The organism is Acidianus ambivalens, from assembly GCF_009729015.1.
GTDB classification, from domain to species: domain Archaea; phylum Thermoproteota; class Thermoprotei_A; order Sulfolobales; family Sulfolobaceae; genus Acidianus; species Acidianus ambivalens.
On sequence record NZ_CP045482.1, the window covers coordinates 585,834 to 605,863 of the forward strand.

Consider the following 20,030-nt stretch of genomic DNA (forward strand, 5'->3'; position numbering starts at 1 on the left):
ACATAGAATAAGTTTTCTAAAATATCGTAAATTGTACAAAAAAGGAAACTAACTTAAAGATCCAACCAGCTGTCAGGAAGGTCTTCTTCCTTAAGCTCTCCTTTCTCCCACTTCTCCTTAATTTCCTCCAATTGCTGCTTCCTCTCGTCGTAAATGTCGGCGATCATATCATATAGGTCTGGATCAACTTTCTTTATTGAATCCATTACTCCCGACTCGAACATTATAGTCATCATTTCAACTGCTGTTTGAAGCGAAGGATGCCATCCAACGTCAGTCCTTTGTAATAAATCAACGGGGATCGCTTTCCTATAAACGTCCATGTTCTTTGATTCCTCTACAGCCTGAGGACCCCAGTCTGGGAATGCCTCAGGTTGAATCATATCTGGAGTTACTTGGTTACCTAAAGTTAGGACAGTGTACAATACTCTTCTATAAGGAGCTAAAATTTCCTTAGCAGAAGGTAGTGCAAATTGGACAGCGTATTCTCTTAGTAACATTATTAATCCGGCAATCTCGTTATTGAAGGGGCACCTCATTGAACAAGTATAACATTGCACGCATGCCCAAACTTTCTTGTTAACGAATTCCCATATTTTATCTGCCTCATCTCTCATCATGTATTGTATCATTTCTCTAGGCCCGAAATCGTAGAACTTAGCTGCTGGACAACCGGAAGTACAGACTCCGCAGTTTAAACAACCCCTTAAATACTCATTAAACCTAAAATCGGATTTAACTGCCTTCCAGAACTCTTCAGCTAATTGTCTCTGATCTGGGGGAAGCCTATCTAGGTTCCTTTGTTCTTCTGGCAGAGCTCCCTGCTCTTCGTAAGACATGTCGAGAAATCTCGGATCGTCTGGTAATTGTAGAACCCTAGTTGCCATTTAACTCACATCTTTTAATTATCAAAAGAGACTTATAAGTTTTGTTTTAAAAAAATGTAAAATTAAATAACTTACTTTGTCCTCTTAATTAACACTCTAAGTACGCCGTTCTCTTGCTTCATGTCAATTATTTGATTTCCAGTTCTCCTTGCCCACGCCTCTAAATCAGACTTTGCTGCAGGGTCTGTTGCATAAACCTCTAGCACTTCTCCAACGTTTATCGTCTTTATTGCCTTTGCAGTCTCTAAAACTGGTCCGGGACAGAACATTCCCTTTAAATCTAGGGTTTTAGCTATTTTTACTTCCTGTGACATGTGGGTCACCTTAAATAAATAAGGTAGTTCCACCTTCTGCTCTATCTAAGAACGTCGCAACTCCGACTACATCATCCACGAAGTCAGCTAAGTCTTCCCTCTTTAATCCGAAGAATTCCATTGTGGTCGAGCAAGCGTAAACTTTCACCTCTCCAACCTCCTTAGCTTGCATGATTAATTGATCCCAAGTTGGGTACTTCATTTCCTGCATTCTTTGCATCATAACTGGGCCGAATTGCTCGTAGTTCTTATCAATTGGCTGAGGTTGTCCGATTGACTTCTTAGTTATTGCCTGAAGTCCCCAAAAAGTGAAGAATAGGTTTACTTCGTAACCTGCTGCCGCAGCACCAGACGCCAAAATTCCTACTGGCATTAATTTGTCTATTGTTCCAGAGAATACTATTAATGATAACTTTTTACTTCCCAACTTTTACACCTAAATATCGTTTATCTTAAAAATATTTAAGCTTTTTGGTATTGCTTTATTTTCTAAATAAACTTATAAAATGCTCTACGAGAATGTAACGTGATTTTGTTTGATAAAAAATATAAGGAACTAAAATTAAATAAATCAAGATAAACATGTCTCAAGAACAAGAGCAGAAAAAGAAGATACTGATAGTAGTAACTCACGGTCCAGAAGATTTAGACAGAACTTACGCACCACTATTCATGGCTTCAATAGCAGCGTCAATGGAATATGAAACCTCAGTATTCTTCATGATTAAGGGACCACTGCTATTATCAAAAGCCTGGCAAGAAGAGGAGAGGAAAAAAGGAAATAATCCATTCATACACTTCTTCGACATGGCAAGAGATAACGGAGTAAAAATGTACGTTTGCATACAAAGCCTTAAAGACATGTGCCACATGAACGAAAGCGACGTAGTTGACGGAGTTGAATTAGTAGGAGGGTCAACACTAATAGATTTAACGATGGATGCGGATAGAACATTATTCTTCTGATGGACATGTATGTGGTAATAGGCGGTGGGTCTGCAGGTTACGTAGCTGGTAGCGTATTAGGAAGAGAAGGGAAGGAAGTAGTAGTAATAGAAAAAGGAAAGTTCGGAGGAGTTTGCGTAAACTCCGGTTGTGTACCAAGTATTTTTCTTTCAGATATTTCATTTCTTTTTTCTAGATTAAATGAAATTGGCAATTATAAAGGATTAGAAATTAGTGTGACCGACTCTAAAGGAAATTTTTTCTCAAAAAGAAATGAAATAATTGAATACTTATCTAATGCAGGAAAAGAGTTGGTTAAAAACTCCGGAGCGGAAGTGATTGAAGGAGAGGCAAAGATTGTGTCTCCTAACGAAGTTGAAGTTGAAGGAAAAAGAATATCTTTCGACAAGTTAATAATTGCCACTGGATCAATCCCTTTAAAACCCAGCATTAAAGGAATTGAAAGGGCAATAAGCGAAGACGAAGCGGTAAACTTAAATTACGTTCCCTCATCGCTAGTAGTAATAGGCGGAGGCTATGCAGGAGTAGAAATTGCACAAATATATGCAAGGTTGGGTAGCGAAGTGACTCTCATTACTAGGGGAAAGATAATGAAATACTTAGATGAAGACGGACAGAAGATAATAAAAGACAGCCTTGAATGGGACGGAGTGGAATTAATAGAAAACTGCGAAGTTGAGGAAATAAGGGAACAAGAAGTGGTAACAAAAAAAGGAATGAGAAAGAAAGGTGAAATAGTAGTTTACGCAACCGGTAGGAAGCCCAACTTCCCCAAGGGAATTGATAAGCTGGGAATAAAATACAACGACAATGGAATAGTTGTTAATGACTTACTGCAAACGACTAACTCGAGAGTTTATTCCGCAGGGGACGTAATAGATAAGGAAAAGAAAGTAGCCCACGTTGCAATGCTTGAAGGAATAATTTCTGCATTAAACTCCTCTGGAAAAATGGAGAGGATCGACTATTTTTCAGTTCCCCAAGTAGTCTACACTGATCCGCAAATAGGCATAGTGGGAAATAGAAAGCTAGCAGTAAAGGAGTGCAAGTTCCCTTTATCTGCAACGACTAGGGCTATAATAAAAGGCTTAAGAGAAGGTTACGCAAAAATAGGCGTAGACGAGAAAGGTAAAATAGTCTACGGAGAAGTAGTTGCAGACGTTGCAGAAGAACTTGTCAACGAGTTGGCAATTGCAATAAAGGCAGGAATGACTTGCAAAGACCTAGCTTTGACAGCTTTAGTCCACCCGTCATTATCTGAAAGCATGATAAACGCATGCAGAGGATTCTTTAACTTAGACGTAGATAGATTTAAGGATAAAAATGCTTGAAAAATACTTGGAAGAAAAAGGTTACAAGTTGAAGAATGAAGGAGATAAGAAAGTCGTTGATATGAATGATTACTCCTTTTATATTATAGGAGGAAATAAGTGCGTCTTTCCAATCCCCTTACCTACAGGAAAGGAAAGCTTAGACGATTTAGTTACTATGGGCATTCAATACGCAAGGGCTTCAAGGCTAGTACAAAGCTTAGGTTCTCCAGTATCTTACTCTGTGGAAGGTTCATCGGTTTTGGTAATTAAGGAATTTAAGGACGAGAACGAGTTAGAAAGTAAGCTGATAGACGCAATGGATAAAATAGAAAGTTTGAGGTATTTCATATGAGCTACGACCCAATAATTAAACAGTACTCTAACGTGATAAAAGGGCTAAAAATTGAGGAATGCCTAGCAGACGACCTCTTTGATGAAATGAAGGTAAATAATGAAATAGTGAAGATAGAAGGCTGTAATAGGCCTGTAATTAAAGTAGAAAAAGAAGGAAGAAAGTTCTTCACTTACTACGGAGTACCAGAAATTAACGAACTCTGGCCTTTCCTCAACGCTTTGGTTAGGATTTCTTCTAATACTGTACACTTGCAGGCGGATGAAATGGAATTAGCAAAGAAGTTGAAAGGAAACTTAAAGCTCTTCGTTACTGCAACCTGTACTCATTGCCCCGCAGTCGCAGAGCTATTTTACCAAATTTCAATAATTAATGAGAGCGTAAACCTTGAGATATATGACGTGGACGTTTATGAGGAGTACATAGATAAATACCACGTGCTAAGTACTCCTAAAATAGTATATAATGAAAAAGAATTTCCATCATTTCCACCTTTAATACTCTTAAAAATGCTTGCAAAGAGTACACAGTAATTTTTTCTCAAAGACGTAAAATCATTTTTAATCTAACGCGGAACCTATTTTGATCTAAAGTTGAGAAGTAAGAGAAGGAAAAATTCTTCTAGGGTAAGTTTTAATATGCACAACGTAAAGCTACTTAGATTTGCAGGAGTATGGAAAGACGTTGAGATAAACTTGAATGACCTGGGAGAAATGTGGTCATGGTGAAGGCTAGATGAAAAGAGATAAGAAATTTCTGCTTATGATTAGAAGAGCAATAATAAAATACATTACGCCTTCTTCTACTTACTTTCAGAAAACAATAACTTTTACTCCCTCTTTCTCAGCAAATTCCTTAACCTTATCATCTGCAGTTATTAAATAATAATTAAGGTCTTTAGCCAAAAGTAATGCCTCAGTTTCCTCAATGCTTAACCCTTCTAAAGGTTGGAATTTATGAGAGTAAGCCAAAACCTTAACTCCTTCATCCAAAGCCTTATCAACATCTATCCCTTCCTTTAGTGCAAAAGATAAGCCTGAGGTCGTAATTATTAAGGAATATTTTCCTTTAAACTTTTCAACAATCTCGTCTAATCTTTTAAAAAGATTTGGAGATATTACAGCGTACTCCATGATTTAAAGTAGAATAGAGACGATTAAAAGCTCTTCTTACCAGTTTTTCATATTTCAACTCATCTAAAGAAAAAGAGCTTTAATTAAGAATGATTCTTAACAAAAATGGAATAAAAAGTTTTCAAAATTTCATCGACTTCTTCCTTAACTCTTTCAGCATTTCCCTTAGTTTCCTCCTCTGGATTATCTTTCTTTCCTAGATAGCCTAAAATGTATTCAAACATACATAAAGCAGAGCTCTCACCGTAACCTCCGCCACCGTATGATATTACCTTAAAATTCAGCTCTTTCTGAAGCCTCCTAACCTTCTGACCTAGATAATTGAAGGAATTAGCAGACAAATTAAGGAAATGTAAGCTGTCATCCTTATGACCGTCAACTCCAGCGTTTACCAAAAGGTAATCAGGGCGGAAGTCCTCCAAAACCTGAGTAACTCTCAAAGCCTCAGCAAAGGCATCATCTCCAGAACCCCTAGGTAATTGGACGTTCAAATTCAACCCCTTTCCTTTGCCTTCTCCTATTTCGTCCATTTTACCGTCTCCGGGGAAGAAATGGCCGTCGTAACCAAAGATGTTTATCTTCAGGATCTCGTCGTTGTAAAGTATCCTCTGTATTCCGTTACCGTGGTGGGCGTCAACGTCGAGTATTGCAACTCTCCTAGTTTTACTCAGAATTTTTGCTGCAATTGCGATATCGTTTATAGGACAGAACCCCATTGCTCTACAAGGTAATGCGTGGTGAAAACCACCTAGAGGAATGTAAATGAAATCCAGGAAGGAAGAGAATTTAATTGTTGTAAGACTCCCACCTAGGATTAAAAGTATGTCGTCAAACATCCCTGGATAATGAACAGTGTCTCCTTCGTCTAAAAAACCTATGTAAGGAGAATTACTCGCTTCCTTCAGTTTTCTCAAGTATTCCTTGGAATGGACTATGAGTAAATCCTCTTCCTTCGCAGGCTCAGGTTTAATGAAGAGAATTTCATCTTTTATTCCATCAAGGAGTTCCCTAAACTTCCTTATCCTAGCTTTGGCTATATCCCTTATCATGGGGTGAGAAAAGGAAATATTAAGAAACCTATCGTCCCAAATTACTCCTATCATTTTAGCAACCGGTAAAGTCGCTTAAGTCAACTTTCTTCTTTTCTCCCTTCTTCTCTATAATTAGAGTAAAAACTCCGTCTTTTTCCTCGTGTTGAAGAACTTGACAGTTAGCTAAATCCATGAGCTGGAGCAACATTTCGTCGCATTTAGGATCTTTATATAGGACCTTTAGCTGTTCCCCTCCTTTTATTTCCATTATCTTTGCCGAAACTTTGAGGAAAGGTTCTGGGCATTCGAGGCTTACCAAGTTTAGTTCTTCCATAAAATTATGAAAATCAAAAAAGTAAATAAGTTTTTACAAAGTTGGGGGTTAAGGGGGCGGAAAGCCTCGCCAGATGGATAGCCCCTTATATTTAAATAATTCTTTTTCTTAAATTCCATTAATGGCTAGGAGGGGAAATAAAGCGATCAGAGCAACTGTTTCGATGAAGATCGCTCTATCTGATTCCCTCCTAGCCCTTGTTAATAACTACGTTAAAGCACTCCGTTTCACCCTATTCTGGCTGAAGGAAAATGTGAAAAATCCGGAAGAGAAGGGAGTGCTTTCGAAAGTCCACGAGGAGTTGTATGAGAAGTTAAGAGGAGAATACAATCTGCCATCAAAGGTTGCTGAGGACTGCTATAGGGATGCCCTCTCAATATACAAGGGTTGGTATAATAATCCTAGGAGGGGACGTTTCCCGAGAGTGTATAAGCCAACTGTTTGGCTAACTCCTAAAGCGAGTTATAGCGTGAACTTCGAGAGAATGACTGTTAGGATTGCTGGTGTAGGTGAACTACCAATCTTGGGATATCCTAGAAACCTTAAGGAGTACCTGAGTTGGAGGATGAAGGAGGCTAGGTTAGTGGTTAAGGATGGAAAGGCTTTCCTAAAAGTAGTTTTTGAGAAAGAGGAAGAAGGGAAAGTTGAGCCAAAGGAAAGTATTGCCGTAGACATTAACATGGCTGACATAGTAGTTGGGAAGGACGATAAGAACTACGTTAGGATTCCAACTCGTCTCGAAGAGGTTCACCACTGGAAGTCTTTAGCTGAAAGTCTACAAAGGAAGTACCCAAGGAGGTGGAGGGAGAATAAGAGGATCCTAAACAGGATTCACTCCTTCCATCAAAAGGCTAGGAGAATCATGGAGGATTTTGCTAGAAAAGTGGGGAAATGGGTTGTTGAAGTAGCGAGAATGATGGGTTCTAACGTCATTAAGTTAGAGAACCTCAGGAACCTCATTAAGAACGTGGAAAAGCTACCTAAGGAGTTCCACGATAAACTGTATCTTATGCAGTATCGTCGTTTGCAGTATTGGATTTCTTGGCAGGCTAAGAAGCATGGAATGATTGTTGAGTTTGTTAATCCCAGTTATTCATCAGTCTCATGCCCTAAGTGTGGGCAAAAGATGGTTGAGGTTTCCCATCGTTGGTTTAAGTGTTCATGTGGTTATGAGAATGATAGGGATGTAATTGCTGTAGTTAATTTAAATGGGAGGGGTTCTCTGAGCCTCTCGACTGCCCCTCAAATGAGGGATGTAAGAGCGAATCGATGAGGGGAACCCTCGCTGGCGGGGAGGAAGTCAGCTATATATCATTATCTCCATGTATAACATTGACAAGGCTAAGTTAGGAAAGCCTTTTAGCTCTCAATACATGGTAAGGTTATGAAGTGTGAAATCAACTTTTCAGATGTTCTTCCTCCTTCTTTAGACGACTTAAATATTTATAGGGTAATATTTTTGGACAACGGATTTTATGCGAGATTAGACATAGACGGAGTTCCTCAATATTAATAGGTGGAAAGCTCACCATTTATTCTCCTAAACTAAAAGAGTTAATCAAAGAAGCGGATTTTGATAGCTGTGAGCCTAGCAGCTTGGTAGAAGGAATATTAGACGAAGTATTCTATTACCTAGGAAATAAGAGGAGCGAATTATTTACAAAGTACGATTCTCTCTTTGACAGTATTACGGAAGGAGAGATTAAAGACCTAAAGGTAATAAGGGATTTGAGGAGGGAAGTTGAGAATCTATATGCTGATTCTTCGTCACTTTACTACATGTCAAAGAAGTTGTCCAAATTCCTTAGATGAAATAGAGTTTGCCTACGAAAGGGCGGAAATATTAATAACTAGGTCAGCAGATCTTTACAATATTTAACTGAAGTTCAGAACGGATTGAACGTGATAATAAAGAAGTTAACCTCGATTTCATTCATATTTTTGCCCGTTACCGCAATTGCAAGCATTTACGCTGTGACTTATTCCTCTTTGCCTTCGAATTTTCTTACTCCTTATGCCTTAATTTTCCTTTCTCCTTTAATAATTTTGGGTATACTCCTCACAAGGAAGATAGGCTGGCTATAATCTCTTTTTAGCTACCACGAGATTTTTTAGAGAAGAAATTAAAGTGATAGTCCATCTGTTTTGTCAAATTTTTCTCATCACTTTTTGTATACCGCTGTAGTCGTAATACTTATTTATAGTTATGAGTAGTGAATTTCGTGAGCAGGCGGGTAATAGTTGGGATAATTAGCCTAATAGCTTTTGGTGTGTTTTTAGGCTTAGCTATGTATTTATACTCAATTGATCACATGTCTCCTACTCAATACAAGGTATATAGCCTGCAATGCACTCCGCCGTGGTATGCGGCACTATGGCCTATATTTCTTGAGTCAAGTTTACTGCTGTTGGGTATAGCTGTTCACTCTTTTATATACTCTTGTAGACATTGAGGTGGTGTGGATGTTGTCCATAATATACGAAATTATCATGTTCTACGGCTTTCAGTTTGATGATTATTGGACTACTATACTCGGAATAAAGAGAGGAGCGGAGGAGAAGAATCCTATCGCTTCTCCTTTCGCATCAAGTCCTCTATTACTTGCACTGTACAAGTTCGGCCTAGGTACGTTTGCGGCCATTCTAATTGTCCAATTTCCAGCTCTTAATATTTTACTATTTATTGATACAATCTTCGAGGCAATAATTACTTTCAATAACATCTTCGAATTGAATAAGATAAAGAGAAAAGAAAGAGGTTAAAAAGTAATAATTACGCTTTCTGTTAAATTAGTTAAGTTGAAACATGATATAAAATCTGACTTCCTCCCCGCCAGCGAGGGTTCCCCTCATCGATTCGCTCTTACATCCCTCATTTGAGGGGCAGTCGAGAGGCTCAGAGAACCCCTCCCATTAAGATTAACTACAGCAATTACATCACGGTCGTTCTCATAACCACATGAGCACTTAAACCAACGATGGGAAACCTCAACCATCTTTTGCCCACACTTAGGGCATGAGACTGATGAATAACTGGGATTAACAAACTCAACAATCATTCCATGCTTCTTAGCCTGCCAAGAAATCCAATACTGCAAACGACGATACTGCATAAGATACAGTTTATCGTGGAACTCCTTAGGTAGCTTTTCCACGTTCTTAATGAGGTTCCTGAGGTTCTCTAACTTAATGACGTTAGAACCCATCATTCTCGCTACTTCAACAACCCATTTCCCCACTTTTCTAGCAAAATCCTCCATGATTCTCCTAGCCTTTTGATGGAAGGAGTGAATCCTGTGAAGGATCCTCTTATTCTCCCTCCACCTCCTTGAATACTTCTTTTGCAAATTCTCAGCTAATGACTTCCAGTGGTGAACCTCTTCGAGACGAGTTGGAATCCTAACGTAGTTCTTATCGTCCTTCCCAACTACTATGTCAGCCATGTTAATGTCTACGGCAATACTTTCCTTTGGCTCAACTTTCCCTTCTTCCTCTTTCTCAAAAACTACCTTGAGGAAAGCACTCCTGTCTCTGACTACCAACCTGGCCTCCTTCATCCTCCAACTCAGGTAATCCTTCAAGTTTCTAGGATAACCTAGAATTTGAAGTTCACCAACACTAGTTATATTAACAGTCATTCTCTCGAAATCCACATTATAGCTAGCTTTAGGTGTTAACCATACAGTGGGTTTGTACACTCTAGGAAAACGCCCCCTCCTAGGATTATTATACCAACCCTTGTATATTGAAAGGGCATCCCTATAGCAGTCCTCAGCAACTTTAGACGGTAGATTATATTCCCCTCTTAACCTCGTGTATAACTCCTCGTGGACTTTAGAAAGCACTCCCTTCTCATTCGGGTTTTTCACGTTCCCCTTCAGCCAGAATAGGGTGAAACGGAGTGCTTTAACGTAGTTATTAACAAGGGCTAGGAGGGAATCAGATAGAGCGATCTTCATAGAAACAGTTGCTCTGATCGCTTTAGCCCTCCTAGCCATTGATAGAAAATCGGCAAAGAAGTATTTAAATATAAGGGGGCTATCCATCCCCGCCTGCGGGCTTTCCGCCCCCTTAACTCCCAATTTTTGTAAGCTTTTAAGATATGTTATAGAATTAACTATATAAAAAGTAGTTTATTACAAGAAAATTATGTATGTTATGAGCAATTCCAAATATAAATTGAATTAAGTAAGTTATATGTTTATTTTAATAAACTCGCTAACCTTTCTGTAGGTGAATCGTTAGAATCCCGTTCTTAAACTTTTTCTCTATAATTTTCCAGTTCCCAGGAGGTAAAGTTATTGCTTTCTTTCCTATATCCAGGACTCCGCTCTCAATCCTAACCTCAGGCTCTTCTTCAACTCTGCCTACAACGAATAATTCATTTCCTTTTGGTATGATTTCAAAGTCCTCTTCTTTTTCCTCTGGAACCTCATACTGCGGTTCTTCTTCCTTAGGTTCTTCTTCAATTCCCATCATCGCCCTCAACATTTTCTCTATACTTGAGGTCATTGAAGTTGGAGCCACAGCGTTCATAAGCCTTTGATAATCTTCGCTCTCCTTGGGGACTACTATTTTGCCGTCCTTGTTATCAAAAGTAACGTAGTAAATTACTATGCCGTCAAAGTTTGCCATCATTGATAAGCTTTTAACTAATCCTGACAAGGAATTCATGTCCTGTTTCTCTAATGCGTCTATTATTTTCCTTTCCAGTTCGTCCATAATGTATAATTTGATTAGTATAAAATAAACCTTTGCATAAACTTTAGTCCATCCTAATTTAGCAGAGAACGTAATCTGATTAAAGAAGTTGGGAAATAAAAGTGGGGAAAATTTAATATTTATCCTGGCTAGATATGATTATACTGTGGAAATAAAGGAAGTTGATGGTAAAGGTATGGTTTACTTAGGTAATGAGTATGCGGAAAACCTTCGAGAGAGTTAAAGACCTAGCTAAGGTAAAGCATTAGTTTTAGCCGTTATTCTGTGCATATTAACAATCACCTTTCTCATTGTCCGAGGATTGAGAAACTAACCACGCCGAAAAATAAGAGAATATATACATATTGACCTTCACAAATCTCTCGGATCTTTATTTATATTTTCTGATATTATAGAAAGTTATTTTTTCCTTCTTGTAGTCATGAAGCTTGTAGTAGAGAATTTTTATATCATTATATGAAACAAAACCTCTAATGTCATATTGAAATAGTACAAAATGAATGATAAATTTAATGAAAAGTAGAACATAGGAAATTCAATAAGAAGCATAAGTGAAATGACTACTCTCGAAGCTCATTTTATTACATGAGAAGCTATAATTTCTACTCCTTCCTCTTCAAGTTTCTTCTTTATCTTCTTGTCTACAAAGTTTGCTACGAGAAATATCTTAATTTTCTTATCCTTGTACTTAGCGGAGAATAGTTTTTTCCTTATAATTATTTGATCGTAAGCTCCCTTATCGGCAAGATTCTTTATCTCAAATACGTAAACGTAATCGTTTGTCTCATAAAAGTCTACTTCAAATACCTTACCTTTTTCTATTAATCCTTCCTCATCCTTTATCATGCCATGGACTACTTTCTTAGGATCAACCCCGTGCAGTTCTAATGCCTTCCTGTAAAGCTTTAGCATTGTTTTCTCCATTCCCTTTCCTGCCCTATTAGTAAAGCTTCCTACTTCTATTGAAAGTTTCATAACTGCCCTTTGTAATTTTCTCACTGCCTTCTGGAGGCCTTCAATAGCTTCTGTATGTTTATTCACAGTCTCTTGTAGAGACGCAATTGCTTCTCCTTGCTTTTTGACAGCCTCTTGAAGTGCAGTTATTGCTTCTGTATGCTTATTCACAGTCTCTTGAAGCGACTTAACAGTCTCTTGTAAAGACGCAATTGCTTCTCCCTGTTTCTTGACAGTCTCCTGAAGTGATGCTATTGCTTCTCCTTGCTTTTTAACTGCCTCTTGGAGTGATGCGATCGCCTCTGTATGCTTATTAACGGTTTCCTGTAAAGATTTTACGGCTTCTTGAAGTGCAGTTATTGCTTCTGTGTGCTTATTTACTGTTTCTTGAAGCGACTTAACAGTCTCTTGTAGAGACGCAATTGCTTCTCCTTGCTTTTTGACAGCCTCCTGAAGTGATGCTATCGCCTCACTGTGTTTATTTGACGCTTCTCTTAGCGATTTTATTTCTTGTTGTAGAGACACAATTGCTTCTCCTTGCTTTTTAATTTCTTCTTGTAAAGCTTTAACGCTAGCAATTGTTTCTTCTAACTTCTTTATAACTATTTCGTCCTTAAGTTTGTCGTAGATTTTATCGGCTAACGCTGAAAGTAGTTGTGGATTGTTAAGGATCTCGTCGGCTATTTTTCCACTCATATTTAATTACTTTGCTTCAAGATTTATAAATAATGAGGAGATAAATGAAGCTGACTTCCTCCCCGCCAGCGAGGGTTCCCTCATCGGTTCGGGATTACATCCCTCATTTGAGGGGCAGTCGAGAGGGTCAGAGACCACCTCCCATTGAGGTTCATGATTGCAATAACATCACGGTCGTTTTCATAACCACAAGCACACTTAAACCAACGATGGGAAACCTCAACCGCATTTGGGCCTTCTTTCAGGGATAGTTTCATTAATCACGGGATTAATAATGGATCCATTTTATGACTTCCTAATATGTACGCAATATCGTTGTTTATAGGCCACATGCTGGGAGATGTAGCTTTACCTTTCTTCTATAAGAAAATAAGGGAATTCAACGTGGTTTATCATTTAATAGCTCCTGTCGTCTCTTTCATTTTGGAATATACTACAGCTTTTATCCGCCCACTTATCCAATAAATTACTCAGCAATTGCTACCGCTGGGAGTTTTGGTTTTCATATTCTCCAGAAAAGTAAGCCAAAGGCGATAAATTTTAGTACTCCCTTTTTTACCTTAAATCTCTTTTTTAAACATCTAAACTATTGTAATTAATCTCTCCTCTTTTCATTATTAAAATTGCTTATATTTAAGAAACACTCTTGATTCTCCGCCATGGAGAAATCAAAAATAAGCGTCGTAAGTAGAATGGAAAGGCTTCCCTTAAGTAAAATACATTATAAATTCCTACTCTTAGTCATGGGTGGAGAATGGGTAGAAACGCTCATGCTCTTAGGAAACGGAGTTATAGCTACTGTCCTTTCAGCAGTTCTGTTCTCCAGTCTAAGCACTGCAGTCACTGCAATAACTACAGCGTTCTTTTTAGGAGAAACACTAGGTAGTGTGCTGTTCGGGAGACTTTCCGACTTGAAAGGCAGGAGGACGGTATTTCTAGTTAATTTATTATTATTTGGCGGAGGAACTATAATTGCAGGATTTATGAGCAATTTTTATGCAATCTCTGCATTAATGTTCATTGCCGGAATAGGAGTGGGAGGAGAGTTTCCCCTAGTTGATACTTATACTTCAGAAATGATGCCAGCGAAATACAGAGGTAGAGGCGTAGCACTAGTTTATACTTTAGCAGTAACTTCCGCACCGGTAATTGCAATAGTTACTTACTTCTCTTCTCACCCACTTAACTACTACTCTTGGAGGATTCCATTATGGTTCATGGGTGCTGCAGCACTAGTAGTCTGGGCTTTAAGAACTAGGCTGGACGAATCTCCTAGGTGGTTAGAGAGTAAAGGAAGGCATGATGAGGCAAATAAGATTGTTGAAAAATGGGAGAATGCTGTATTGAAGGAAGGGAAGGTGTTGCCTGAACCTGAAAAAGTTGAAGTTGTTGAAGAGCATTCTAAGATCTCTGAGCTTTTCTCCAAGGATTTAAGGACAAGGACTATAATGATGTTAATATTCCAATTCTTCCAGTCTGGAATATTCTATGGTTTCGTAGTATTGGCTCCATCTTTTCTGTTAGCTAAGGGAATAAGCTTAGTTAAGACCTTGCTGTTCTCAATAATAATTGACACTGGATTCATTGCAGGAAGCGTGTTTAATTATTTCATCATTGATAGGGTTGACAGGAAATACGGAATAATAGGCTCTGCAATATTTGCCGGGATTTTGGGAACACTTTTTGCACTAGTATCAAACGTTTTCCTGACAGTATTACTAGGATTTCTAGTTGCCTTTACTCTATGGAATTTCTCAAACTTCTTCCACACTTATCAGGCAGAAATATTCCCAACGAGAGTTAGGTCTACTGGTGCAGGGTTAGTTTATAGCGTAAGTAGGTTTTCCACGTCAATCCTTGTGTTAATGATAACTGACTTCTTCCTACCTAGAGGATTACTAGCGACTTTCGGAATAATATGGGTGTTCATAGCAATAGTATCTCTGGACATAGGTTTACTAGGACCAAGAACTACAGGAAAGAAATTGGAGGAAATATCAAGATAACTTCCCGTGCAATTCCTTCAACATTTTTACGTACATTTTTTCGTATTTATCAACTTTTAGAATTATTGCCCTCTCACACTTGAGGAAATCCTTATCAGTTGTTATAATATAACCTTGTATTAACCTAGCGTATATCATTATTTGGTGGTCGTACTTATATGGAGTAATGAAAGGATTAAATCCCAAGTACTTTAGCCTATTCCTGCACCAATAGTAAAATCCTTTCAGAGAAAGGTCAAAGATAATGGGAATTCCCTCGTGCTTTCCGAGGATTGACACACGGCCTTTACTCATCGGGAATTCCCCCTTATTTCTTTTTTCCCTTTATATTTTAAGCTTTACAGTTTTTTACGTCGGAAACATCTCAATCTCACCTTCTATATACCCGAGATTATTGAAACTATGTTGAGAAAGAAAATCGTCCTTATACTATGATCTTCTTATTAAGGGATTTCATCTTGGTAAAGAGAATCTCGTGCTATCTTAGAGCAAGCATTACATCTATGTTTAAAATATAAATGTATGTCGGTAATTGTCTTGAAACTCACAACTTAAGTGAACTGGTTGGCTAATTAAGTGAGAGAATAAATAAAATGATGATGAACTTGTTAGCCCAGGTGTATATTAGATACTTCCTCTTTGCTAATAAATCAGCTGAAAAAGCTTTGTAGAAAAAGTAATGAAGGAGGATAAGTTGTATTTCTAGATTTGGCCTAAAACATGAAGGGAAAAGAAGAATATATAAAGAACATCAATTCCTGAATAAAGGAAGTTGCAAGAGAAAGAGATCCTAAAGTAAGAGTTATCGATAGCTTCGTTAGAGGCAATTTTAATCCTGGTGTTTACCTAACGTGAAAGGCTAGGAAGATAGATTAACTATTTATTGCGAGACTAATAACGCCTTAGGTAGACCGAATTCATTTGAGATTCATGTTATAAATGAGGAAGATGGTATTTCAAGTTTATTGACTAAGGAAGTTTAAGGGGCCTAAAAATTACAGTGTGACAATAATTTCTCAGACATAATTTAAAATTCTCCTTATTTTATCCTTTACTTCAAATAATCTATTGGAAGTTAATTTCATTTCGTGGAAGCCGTCTACATGTAATTCCCACGCTATTAGCAAAATTTCTACAATTTCTTTATTACCGGTTTTCCTAGCCGCTTCGAAAAGCAATTCAGATTTCCATCTATCTTTTGCTTTAACTAGATTTCCTCTAACTGCTATGATTTTTATTGCTTCTTCTACTGCTTTACTTCTCACTGGCTTGAACAATATCATTTCGAGCTAGTAGCTCATCTGCTTCGTCAAGCCATTTCTTTATTTGTTGAGGCGAGCTCGACAATATCTATCACATAAGTGGATAATTCCTTTATCACTTCAATGGATAAATTAAGCGTAATTAAACTTACTGCTGCAGACCAATCTGTAATAATTCTATCACCGTAAATCTTAGCCAGTTCATCTACAGCGTCATTAAGCAGTTTTAAATCCCATCCTCCTTTTTCTTTAGCTTCCTTAAGAGCTTTAATATTATTTTTTAAAGCAAGGATTTTTATTGCTTCTTCTGCTGCTTTATAATACTTCTCACTAGCATTTGCGGTATCTTCCTTGGCTAGAAACTCTTCGGCCTCTTTTAAGTAAGCTTCTGCTGAGGTTAAAGGTCTTAACACATTATAAATCTCTTCCTTGTATATATTTATTTTTTATTCTATTCTCCTAATGGCGAGTTTATATTGACCTTAGTAATGGGCTTTAGTTGTGAGTTTAATACTTCATATAACGCGATAAGCTCTAAAGCATCTTGACCACTAAAAGAATGAGACTTAAGAATTACGACAAAAAGGTGAAGTTAAACTGAGAAAATAAGTGAAAATATTTCTATCTAGATATTAATATTTTTATCAAAGTATAAATGTGCATATTAGTTGTTCATAATTCTTTACTTTATAAAGATCTTCTTACTCTGATTTTATACAAAACTAATCCAGAAATTGAAAGTAGGCTAGCAATCTCTATTATGAAAACGCTTAAAGACCCAAAATCCAAAGAAGTATAAAAACCGTAAACCACGATTGCAAGGCTAACAATTGAAGACGCTCTCAGAACTATATTTCCACTCTTTGAGAAAGCTATTGAGGAAAAGAATATCCCTAATGATACATATAGAGCGGATAAAGACGGTACTATTGTGTATAAATAGTACTGGTAAGGATTTATTAAACTTACAATGGTCATTGTTGAAAAAAGCAATACTATTATTATTAGGAGCTTCCTAGGTAAAATCTTCTTTATTGCATAAAATTCAACTATAATAAGGGAAAAAGCACTAATCGATGAAGCATAATAAATGACCTTGGGAACAACAAAAAGCGTAGAAATCGCCATTAAGCTTACAGCAATTGCATATGCGTAAAAAATAACCTTAGCATTACTATTTTCAGTTTTAGCGAAAGGAGCTAAAGTTATGCAAACAAAAGCTTCAGAAGTCGGTAAAATTTGCGAAAAACTAACGCTATCAGTTAAGCTTATCTGCCAGCCTATAGGAATTGAAAGGAACAGCTGAATAAAGGAGGAGAAAACGAGAAACCATTGTTCTGAGCTCGTTAACGTTAACAAGCTTACGCCAAGCGTAAGTAAGACAAGAGCAACTGTGGCCAGAAAGCCGTCAAGTTGTAAAATATAATAAACAACGTAATCCACAGTATAACTTAAATAAAGGAAATAGGAAAAGAACCAGAAATAGAGGAAAGCTGTAGAAATTTCACGACGATTTAATAAGTATTCATAAAGACCTTTATCTCCTTTTATTTTCTTAGTAACGTGGTAAATAACGTAGACCGTAGGGAGGAAAAGAATAGAAGATAATATCACGTCTAGAGGGGAAAGCCCTCTAGAAAACTGAGCAACTAAGGCTAAAGGACCTCCTATAGATGAAAAAGAATAAGAAAAGAGAAAAAGGTCTGACTTTTTCATTTAACCCCACGTATAGCCAGAAGACGATGAAGAGCTTGTAGAGGTCGAACTATTGGTAGTAGACGATGAGCTTGTAGTACTAGTAGATGTACTGCTCATTGACGGTGAATGACTTGTTGTAGTGGCTACGTGGCTCATTGCCATACCGAAGAAAACTCCTCCTATTATTAGGATTATTGCAGAGAGGCCTAAGAGGACCATTTTTTTCTTATCCATTTCTATCGAGATAATCTTTTCATCAATTAATATAAATCTTTTCCCAATTTATGTAATTTAATTTAACTTTAGATTTGGGAAAAGATTTTTAAAATATGGTAAGAAGAGTAGCTCATGCTAAAACAAAATTCAATTATATTGGGAGTTGTAGGAGGTATATTATCTTTCATCTGGGCCTACGATCATTTTCCATTATATAACATTAGTTTACTACCTTACGGAATAAGGTTATTCTTCGTAATAGATTCGGTAATTGCAATAGTTGCAGGGATAATTATGATCATGATTTTCAAGCTTGCTTACCTCAAGATACTTTACTTACTTAACTTAGTATTTTGGTGGATAAATTACCTACTCTTAACTCTCACTAGAGTATTACCCGCTCCATTAATAGGGAAACCATTACCTTATACCGGAGGACCTGCTTTAATAGCGTTTATTCTTGACATGTTACTTATAATAGTTTCAACGGTCATTGTATACATGAACAGCTAATAGATTATTTAGATTAGAGAATTGGATATAAACCAGTGTATAAGACATAAGTGTAAAATCTACATGTAAACTTTAGTATTATTTTTTATTTGCATTTTCTTCATGTATCGCTTAGCGTTATTTTCTACGTTGATACAATGTGTTATTACTTACTTAAAAGTTAAGGTAAATAAGAAGACGTTTTAGATAACTAATTAAGAGTAGTATATTTAAATAAAGAATCTAATAATACATAAGCAATAGTATTATTTTTATTGAAAAACTTTTAAGGCTCTCACTTTTAATATTTAAAGTTTTAATTAGGTTCTTAATTCTTGCATTATTACGCAGGTTCTTAATTAGTGTTCGTCATATTAAAGTTTAATTCATAGTAATTGAAACAAATACTGACCAAAAATGATGGACATATATAAACTAAATCTCGGAATAAGGTTAGCTATACTCGCAGCTAGCTTAACATTAACTGCACTAGCATTAGCACATTTAGTAGTATTCGCAGGCAGAAGTAACTCAGTTGATGGTGCTTAAATTTTTGTTTAAAATTTTTCGCTTTTCTTAAGGTAAAGTTTTTAAGTTCATAACACGAGCTCCTTTCGTGCTAATTCAGAAAGAGACTCTTAAGCTTTCTGAAGTATTATATTACTTACAGCGATTTGGAGATTTAAATCCTAAGATTATTGGTGCAATTTCCAGGATTAAAGATGCAGAGAAGCTTGTTCAATGGTTAAGAGATAGATATCATTACAGGCTATTTCCCTTTGCTAGATATGAGATTTTAGGATTGAAAAAGTATTATGTAACCATATATTTTAATTACTACGACGTTTCAATTGATGATCTTTATGATCTATTTGATTGGACTACAGTATTTATTATGAGGGATCTTATGAATCCTCTTATAATTAATGTGTCTATCCTTTACACTTCTAGGGATTTTGAGAATATTCTAGATTATTTACAAGACGAGGGAATAATCTATCACTACGACGTACATAAGGTTGAGGAGGAAAAATTTTATCCTATTGATTATTCCGTCTTTGATTTTGAGAGAGGCGAATTCCAAGATTTCTTACCTTTTAGTAGAGAGCCTTTTGAATTACCCGATTTGACTGAAGGGTTCTCACCAGATGACCTTGATGTAAAGATTATTGGCAAAAAACAAGAGAGAACAGATCTTTCACTTAAGGATCTTTCTAAGGCTCTAGGCATTTCTTTTAAAGATGTACTTTATCATACTCAAGCTCATGTAGTAGGTAAAGGATTAATAAAAGGTTATGATGTATATCTTTATAGGCCAGATTTTAGGCTAGAGGTTCTCTTTAGTGAGAAGGAAGTTCTAGACGAATTAACTAAAATACCTAGGATGTATTTTGTCTATAAGTTAGATAATAAAAGTTATGTAGCACACATAAGTGACGTTTCATCACGATTAATTCCTTACTTGAAGTTTATTTCTAATTTGAAGAAAAAGGATACAATAGAGGTTTATATTCATCCAACAGATGAAAGTCATTTACTTACTGCCTCAATACCTTACGAGCACTTCGAGAAAGGAAGATGGAACTTCAACACGGAGGTCATGATGCTAAGAGCGGAAAAACTGGTGAAGAAGCTTGAGGAAAATTCTACATGA

Annotated in this window: 28 protein-coding genes and 1 pseudogene; 14 read left to right on the plus strand and 15 right to left on the minus strand. The window is 36.8% G+C overall.

Annotated elements, in window-relative coordinates:
* Positions 1–53: 53 nt before the first annotated feature.
* The 3 genes from D1866_RS03555 to D1866_RS03565 form a co-directional block, all read right to left on the minus strand.
* Positions 54–887 carry a 4Fe-4S dicluster domain-containing protein gene (locus D1866_RS03555; protein ID WP_152942827.1) on the minus strand — a complete coding sequence of 278 codons (834 nt, stop codon included), beginning with the start codon at positions 885–887 and terminating at the stop codon, positions 54–56.
* Positions 888–958: 71 nt separating this feature from the next.
* Positions 959–1,201, minus strand: a complete 243-nt coding sequence (locus D1866_RS03560) for a sulfurtransferase TusA family protein (RefSeq protein WP_152942825.1) — start codon at positions 1,199–1,201, stop codon at positions 959–961.
* Positions 1,202–1,211: 10 nt separating this feature from the next.
* Positions 1,212–1,628, minus strand: coding sequence for a DsrE/DsrF/DrsH-like family protein (locus D1866_RS03565; protein ID WP_152942823.1), 417 nt, complete (start codon positions 1,626–1,628; stop codon positions 1,212–1,214).
* A 155-nt stretch (positions 1,629–1,783) separates the two neighbouring features.
* Between D1866_RS03565 and D1866_RS03570 the strand changes: the two genes are divergently transcribed.
* Genes D1866_RS03570 through D1866_RS03585 form a run of 4 tightly spaced genes read left to right on the plus strand, consistent with a single transcriptional unit; the run spans position 1,784 to position 4,365 of the window.
* Positions 1,784–2,167 carry a DsrE family protein gene (locus D1866_RS03570; protein WP_013776491.1) on the plus strand — a complete coding sequence of 128 codons (384 nt, stop codon included), beginning with the start codon at positions 1,784–1,786 and terminating at the stop codon, positions 2,165–2,167.
* Positions 2,167–3,498, plus strand: a complete 1,332-nt coding sequence (locus tag D1866_RS03575) for a dihydrolipoyl dehydrogenase family protein (protein ID WP_152942821.1) — start codon at positions 2,167–2,169, stop codon at positions 3,496–3,498. The genes D1866_RS03570 and D1866_RS03575 overlap by 1 nt, the downstream gene beginning before the upstream one ends.
* Complete coding sequence (locus D1866_RS03580; RefSeq protein WP_152942819.1) at positions 3,491–3,832, plus strand: hypothetical protein; 342 nt, start codon at positions 3,491–3,493, stop codon at positions 3,830–3,832. Before D1866_RS03575 ends, D1866_RS03580 begins: the two co-directional genes overlap by 8 nt.
* Entirely contained in the window at positions 3,829–4,365 is a 537-nt protein-coding gene (locus tag D1866_RS03585; protein WP_152942817.1) for a thioredoxin family protein, read from the plus strand. The genes D1866_RS03580 and D1866_RS03585 overlap by 4 nt, the downstream gene beginning before the upstream one ends.
* Positions 4,366–4,644: 279 nt before the next feature.
* On the opposite strand, the gene D1866_RS03590 is transcribed toward D1866_RS03585, so the two are convergent.
* The 3 genes from D1866_RS03590 to D1866_RS03600 form a co-directional block, all read right to left on the minus strand.
* The gene (locus D1866_RS03590) at positions 4,645–4,965 is read right to left on the minus strand and encodes a PIN domain-containing protein (protein WP_152942815.1); all 321 of its coding nucleotides are present in this window, start codon (positions 4,963–4,965) and stop codon (positions 4,645–4,647) included.
* An 83-nt stretch (positions 4,966–5,048) separates the two neighbouring features.
* Complete coding sequence (locus D1866_RS03595; RefSeq protein WP_152942813.1) at positions 5,049–6,068, minus strand: histone deacetylase family protein; 1,020 nt, start codon at positions 6,066–6,068, stop codon at positions 5,049–5,051.
* A 1-nt stretch (position 6,069) separates the two neighbouring features.
* Positions 6,070–6,330 carry a sulfurtransferase TusA family protein gene (locus D1866_RS03600; protein ID WP_152942811.1) on the minus strand — a complete coding sequence of 87 codons (261 nt, stop codon included), beginning with the start codon at positions 6,328–6,330 and terminating at the stop codon, positions 6,070–6,072.
* Positions 6,331–6,451: 121 nt separating this feature from the next.
* Between D1866_RS03600 and D1866_RS03605 the strand changes: the two genes are divergently transcribed.
* The 6 genes from D1866_RS03605 (at position 6,452) to D1866_RS03620 (ending at position 9,093) form a co-directional block, all read left to right on the plus strand.
* Positions 6,452–7,603 (plus strand): RNA-guided endonuclease TnpB family protein, encoded by a 1,152-nt coding sequence (locus D1866_RS03605; protein ID WP_152942809.1) that lies wholly within the window; start codon positions 6,452–6,454, stop codon positions 7,601–7,603.
* 111 nt (positions 7,604–7,714) lie between these two features.
* Positions 7,715–7,843, plus strand: a complete 129-nt coding sequence (locus tag D1866_RS13605; protein ID WP_269199641.1) for a hypothetical protein — start codon at positions 7,715–7,717, stop codon at positions 7,841–7,843.
* Between the two features lie 83 nt (positions 7,844–7,926).
* Positions 7,927–8,142 (plus strand): hypothetical protein, encoded by a 216-nt coding sequence (locus D1866_RS13305; protein WP_231136390.1) that lies wholly within the window; start codon positions 7,927–7,929, stop codon positions 8,140–8,142.
* A 90-nt stretch (positions 8,143–8,232) separates the two neighbouring features.
* Entirely contained in the window at positions 8,233–8,415 is a 183-nt protein-coding gene (locus D1866_RS13310; protein WP_231136391.1) for a magnesium transporter CorA family protein, read from the plus strand.
* Between the two features lie 137 nt (positions 8,416–8,552).
* Positions 8,553–8,783: a hypothetical protein gene (locus tag D1866_RS03615; RefSeq protein WP_152942807.1), complete on the plus strand. Its 231-nt coding sequence runs from the start codon at positions 8,553–8,555 to the stop codon at positions 8,781–8,783.
* Positions 8,784–8,793: 10 nt separating this feature from the next.
* Positions 8,794–9,093 carry a DUF5658 family protein gene (locus D1866_RS03620; RefSeq protein WP_196773478.1) on the plus strand — a complete coding sequence of 100 codons (300 nt, stop codon included), beginning with the start codon at positions 8,794–8,796 and terminating at the stop codon, positions 9,091–9,093.
* Positions 9,094–9,179: 86 nt separating this feature from the next.
* Here the strand turns inward: D1866_RS03620 and D1866_RS03625 are convergent, their stop codons facing one another.
* The 4 genes and pseudogenes from D1866_RS03625 to D1866_RS03640 all read right to left on the minus strand — a co-directional run.
* Positions 9,180–10,328, minus strand: a complete 1,149-nt coding sequence (locus D1866_RS03625) for an RNA-guided endonuclease TnpB family protein (RefSeq protein ID WP_152943038.1) — start codon at positions 10,326–10,328, stop codon at positions 9,180–9,182.
* Between the two features lie 220 nt (positions 10,329–10,548).
* Positions 10,549–11,052 (minus strand): Hsp20/alpha crystallin family protein, encoded by a 504-nt coding sequence (locus tag D1866_RS03630; RefSeq protein ID WP_152942805.1) that lies wholly within the window; start codon positions 11,050–11,052, stop codon positions 10,549–10,551.
* Between the two features lie 573 nt (positions 11,053–11,625).
* The gene (locus D1866_RS03635) at positions 11,626–12,702 is read right to left on the minus strand and encodes a coiled-coil domain-containing protein (protein WP_155861045.1); all 1,077 of its coding nucleotides are present in this window, start codon (positions 12,700–12,702) and stop codon (positions 11,626–11,628) included.
* Between the two features lie 80 nt (positions 12,703–12,782).
* Positions 12,783–12,929: pseudogene (locus D1866_RS03640) on the minus strand (transposase); the annotation flags it as partial.
* Between the two features lie 432 nt (positions 12,930–13,361).
* Here D1866_RS03640 and D1866_RS03645 point away from each other — a divergent pair.
* Positions 13,362–14,708 (plus strand): MFS transporter, encoded by a 1,347-nt coding sequence (locus D1866_RS03645; RefSeq protein ID WP_152942801.1) that lies wholly within the window; start codon positions 13,362–13,364, stop codon positions 14,706–14,708.
* On the opposite strand, the gene D1866_RS03650 is transcribed toward D1866_RS03645, so the two are convergent.
* From D1866_RS03650 to D1866_RS03670, 5 genes are all read right to left on the minus strand, one after another.
* Positions 14,700–15,002 carry a hypothetical protein gene (locus tag D1866_RS03650; protein ID WP_152942799.1) on the minus strand — a complete coding sequence of 101 codons (303 nt, stop codon included), beginning with the start codon at positions 15,000–15,002 and terminating at the stop codon, positions 14,700–14,702. The two genes, D1866_RS03645 and D1866_RS03650, sit on opposite strands and share 9 nt — an antisense overlap.
* A gap of 722 nt (positions 15,003–15,724) precedes the next feature.
* Entirely contained in the window at positions 15,725–15,991 is a 267-nt protein-coding gene (locus tag D1866_RS03655; RefSeq protein ID WP_231136393.1) for a PaREP1 family protein, read from the minus strand.
* A 26-nt stretch (positions 15,992–16,017) separates the two neighbouring features.
* On the minus strand, positions 16,018–16,383 hold the full coding sequence (locus tag D1866_RS03660) for a PaREP1 family protein (protein WP_155861046.1): 366 nt from the start codon (positions 16,381–16,383) through the stop codon (positions 16,018–16,020).
* A gap of 274 nt (positions 16,384–16,657) precedes the next feature.
* Entirely contained in the window at positions 16,658–17,686 is a 1,029-nt protein-coding gene (locus D1866_RS03665; protein ID WP_152942797.1) for a hypothetical protein, read from the minus strand.
* Positions 17,687–17,902, minus strand: a complete 216-nt coding sequence (locus D1866_RS03670; RefSeq protein ID WP_152942794.1) for a sulfocyanin — start codon at positions 17,900–17,902, stop codon at positions 17,687–17,689. It lies immediately after the preceding gene.
* A 114-nt stretch (positions 17,903–18,016) separates the two neighbouring features.
* Here D1866_RS03670 and D1866_RS03675 point away from each other — a divergent pair, with 114 nt between their 5' ends.
* From D1866_RS03675 to D1866_RS03680, 3 genes are all read left to right on the plus strand, one after another.
* Positions 18,017–18,397 (plus strand): hypothetical protein, encoded by a 381-nt coding sequence (locus D1866_RS03675; RefSeq protein WP_152942792.1) that lies wholly within the window; start codon positions 18,017–18,019, stop codon positions 18,395–18,397.
* Between the two features lie 396 nt (positions 18,398–18,793).
* Positions 18,794–18,925 carry a hypothetical protein gene (locus D1866_RS13610; RefSeq protein ID WP_269199642.1) on the plus strand — a complete coding sequence of 44 codons (132 nt, stop codon included), beginning with the start codon at positions 18,794–18,796 and terminating at the stop codon, positions 18,923–18,925.
* Between the two features lie 67 nt (positions 18,926–18,992).
* Positions 18,993–20,030, plus strand: coding sequence for an AsnC family protein (locus D1866_RS03680; RefSeq protein ID WP_155861047.1), 1,038 nt, complete (start codon positions 18,993–18,995; stop codon positions 20,028–20,030).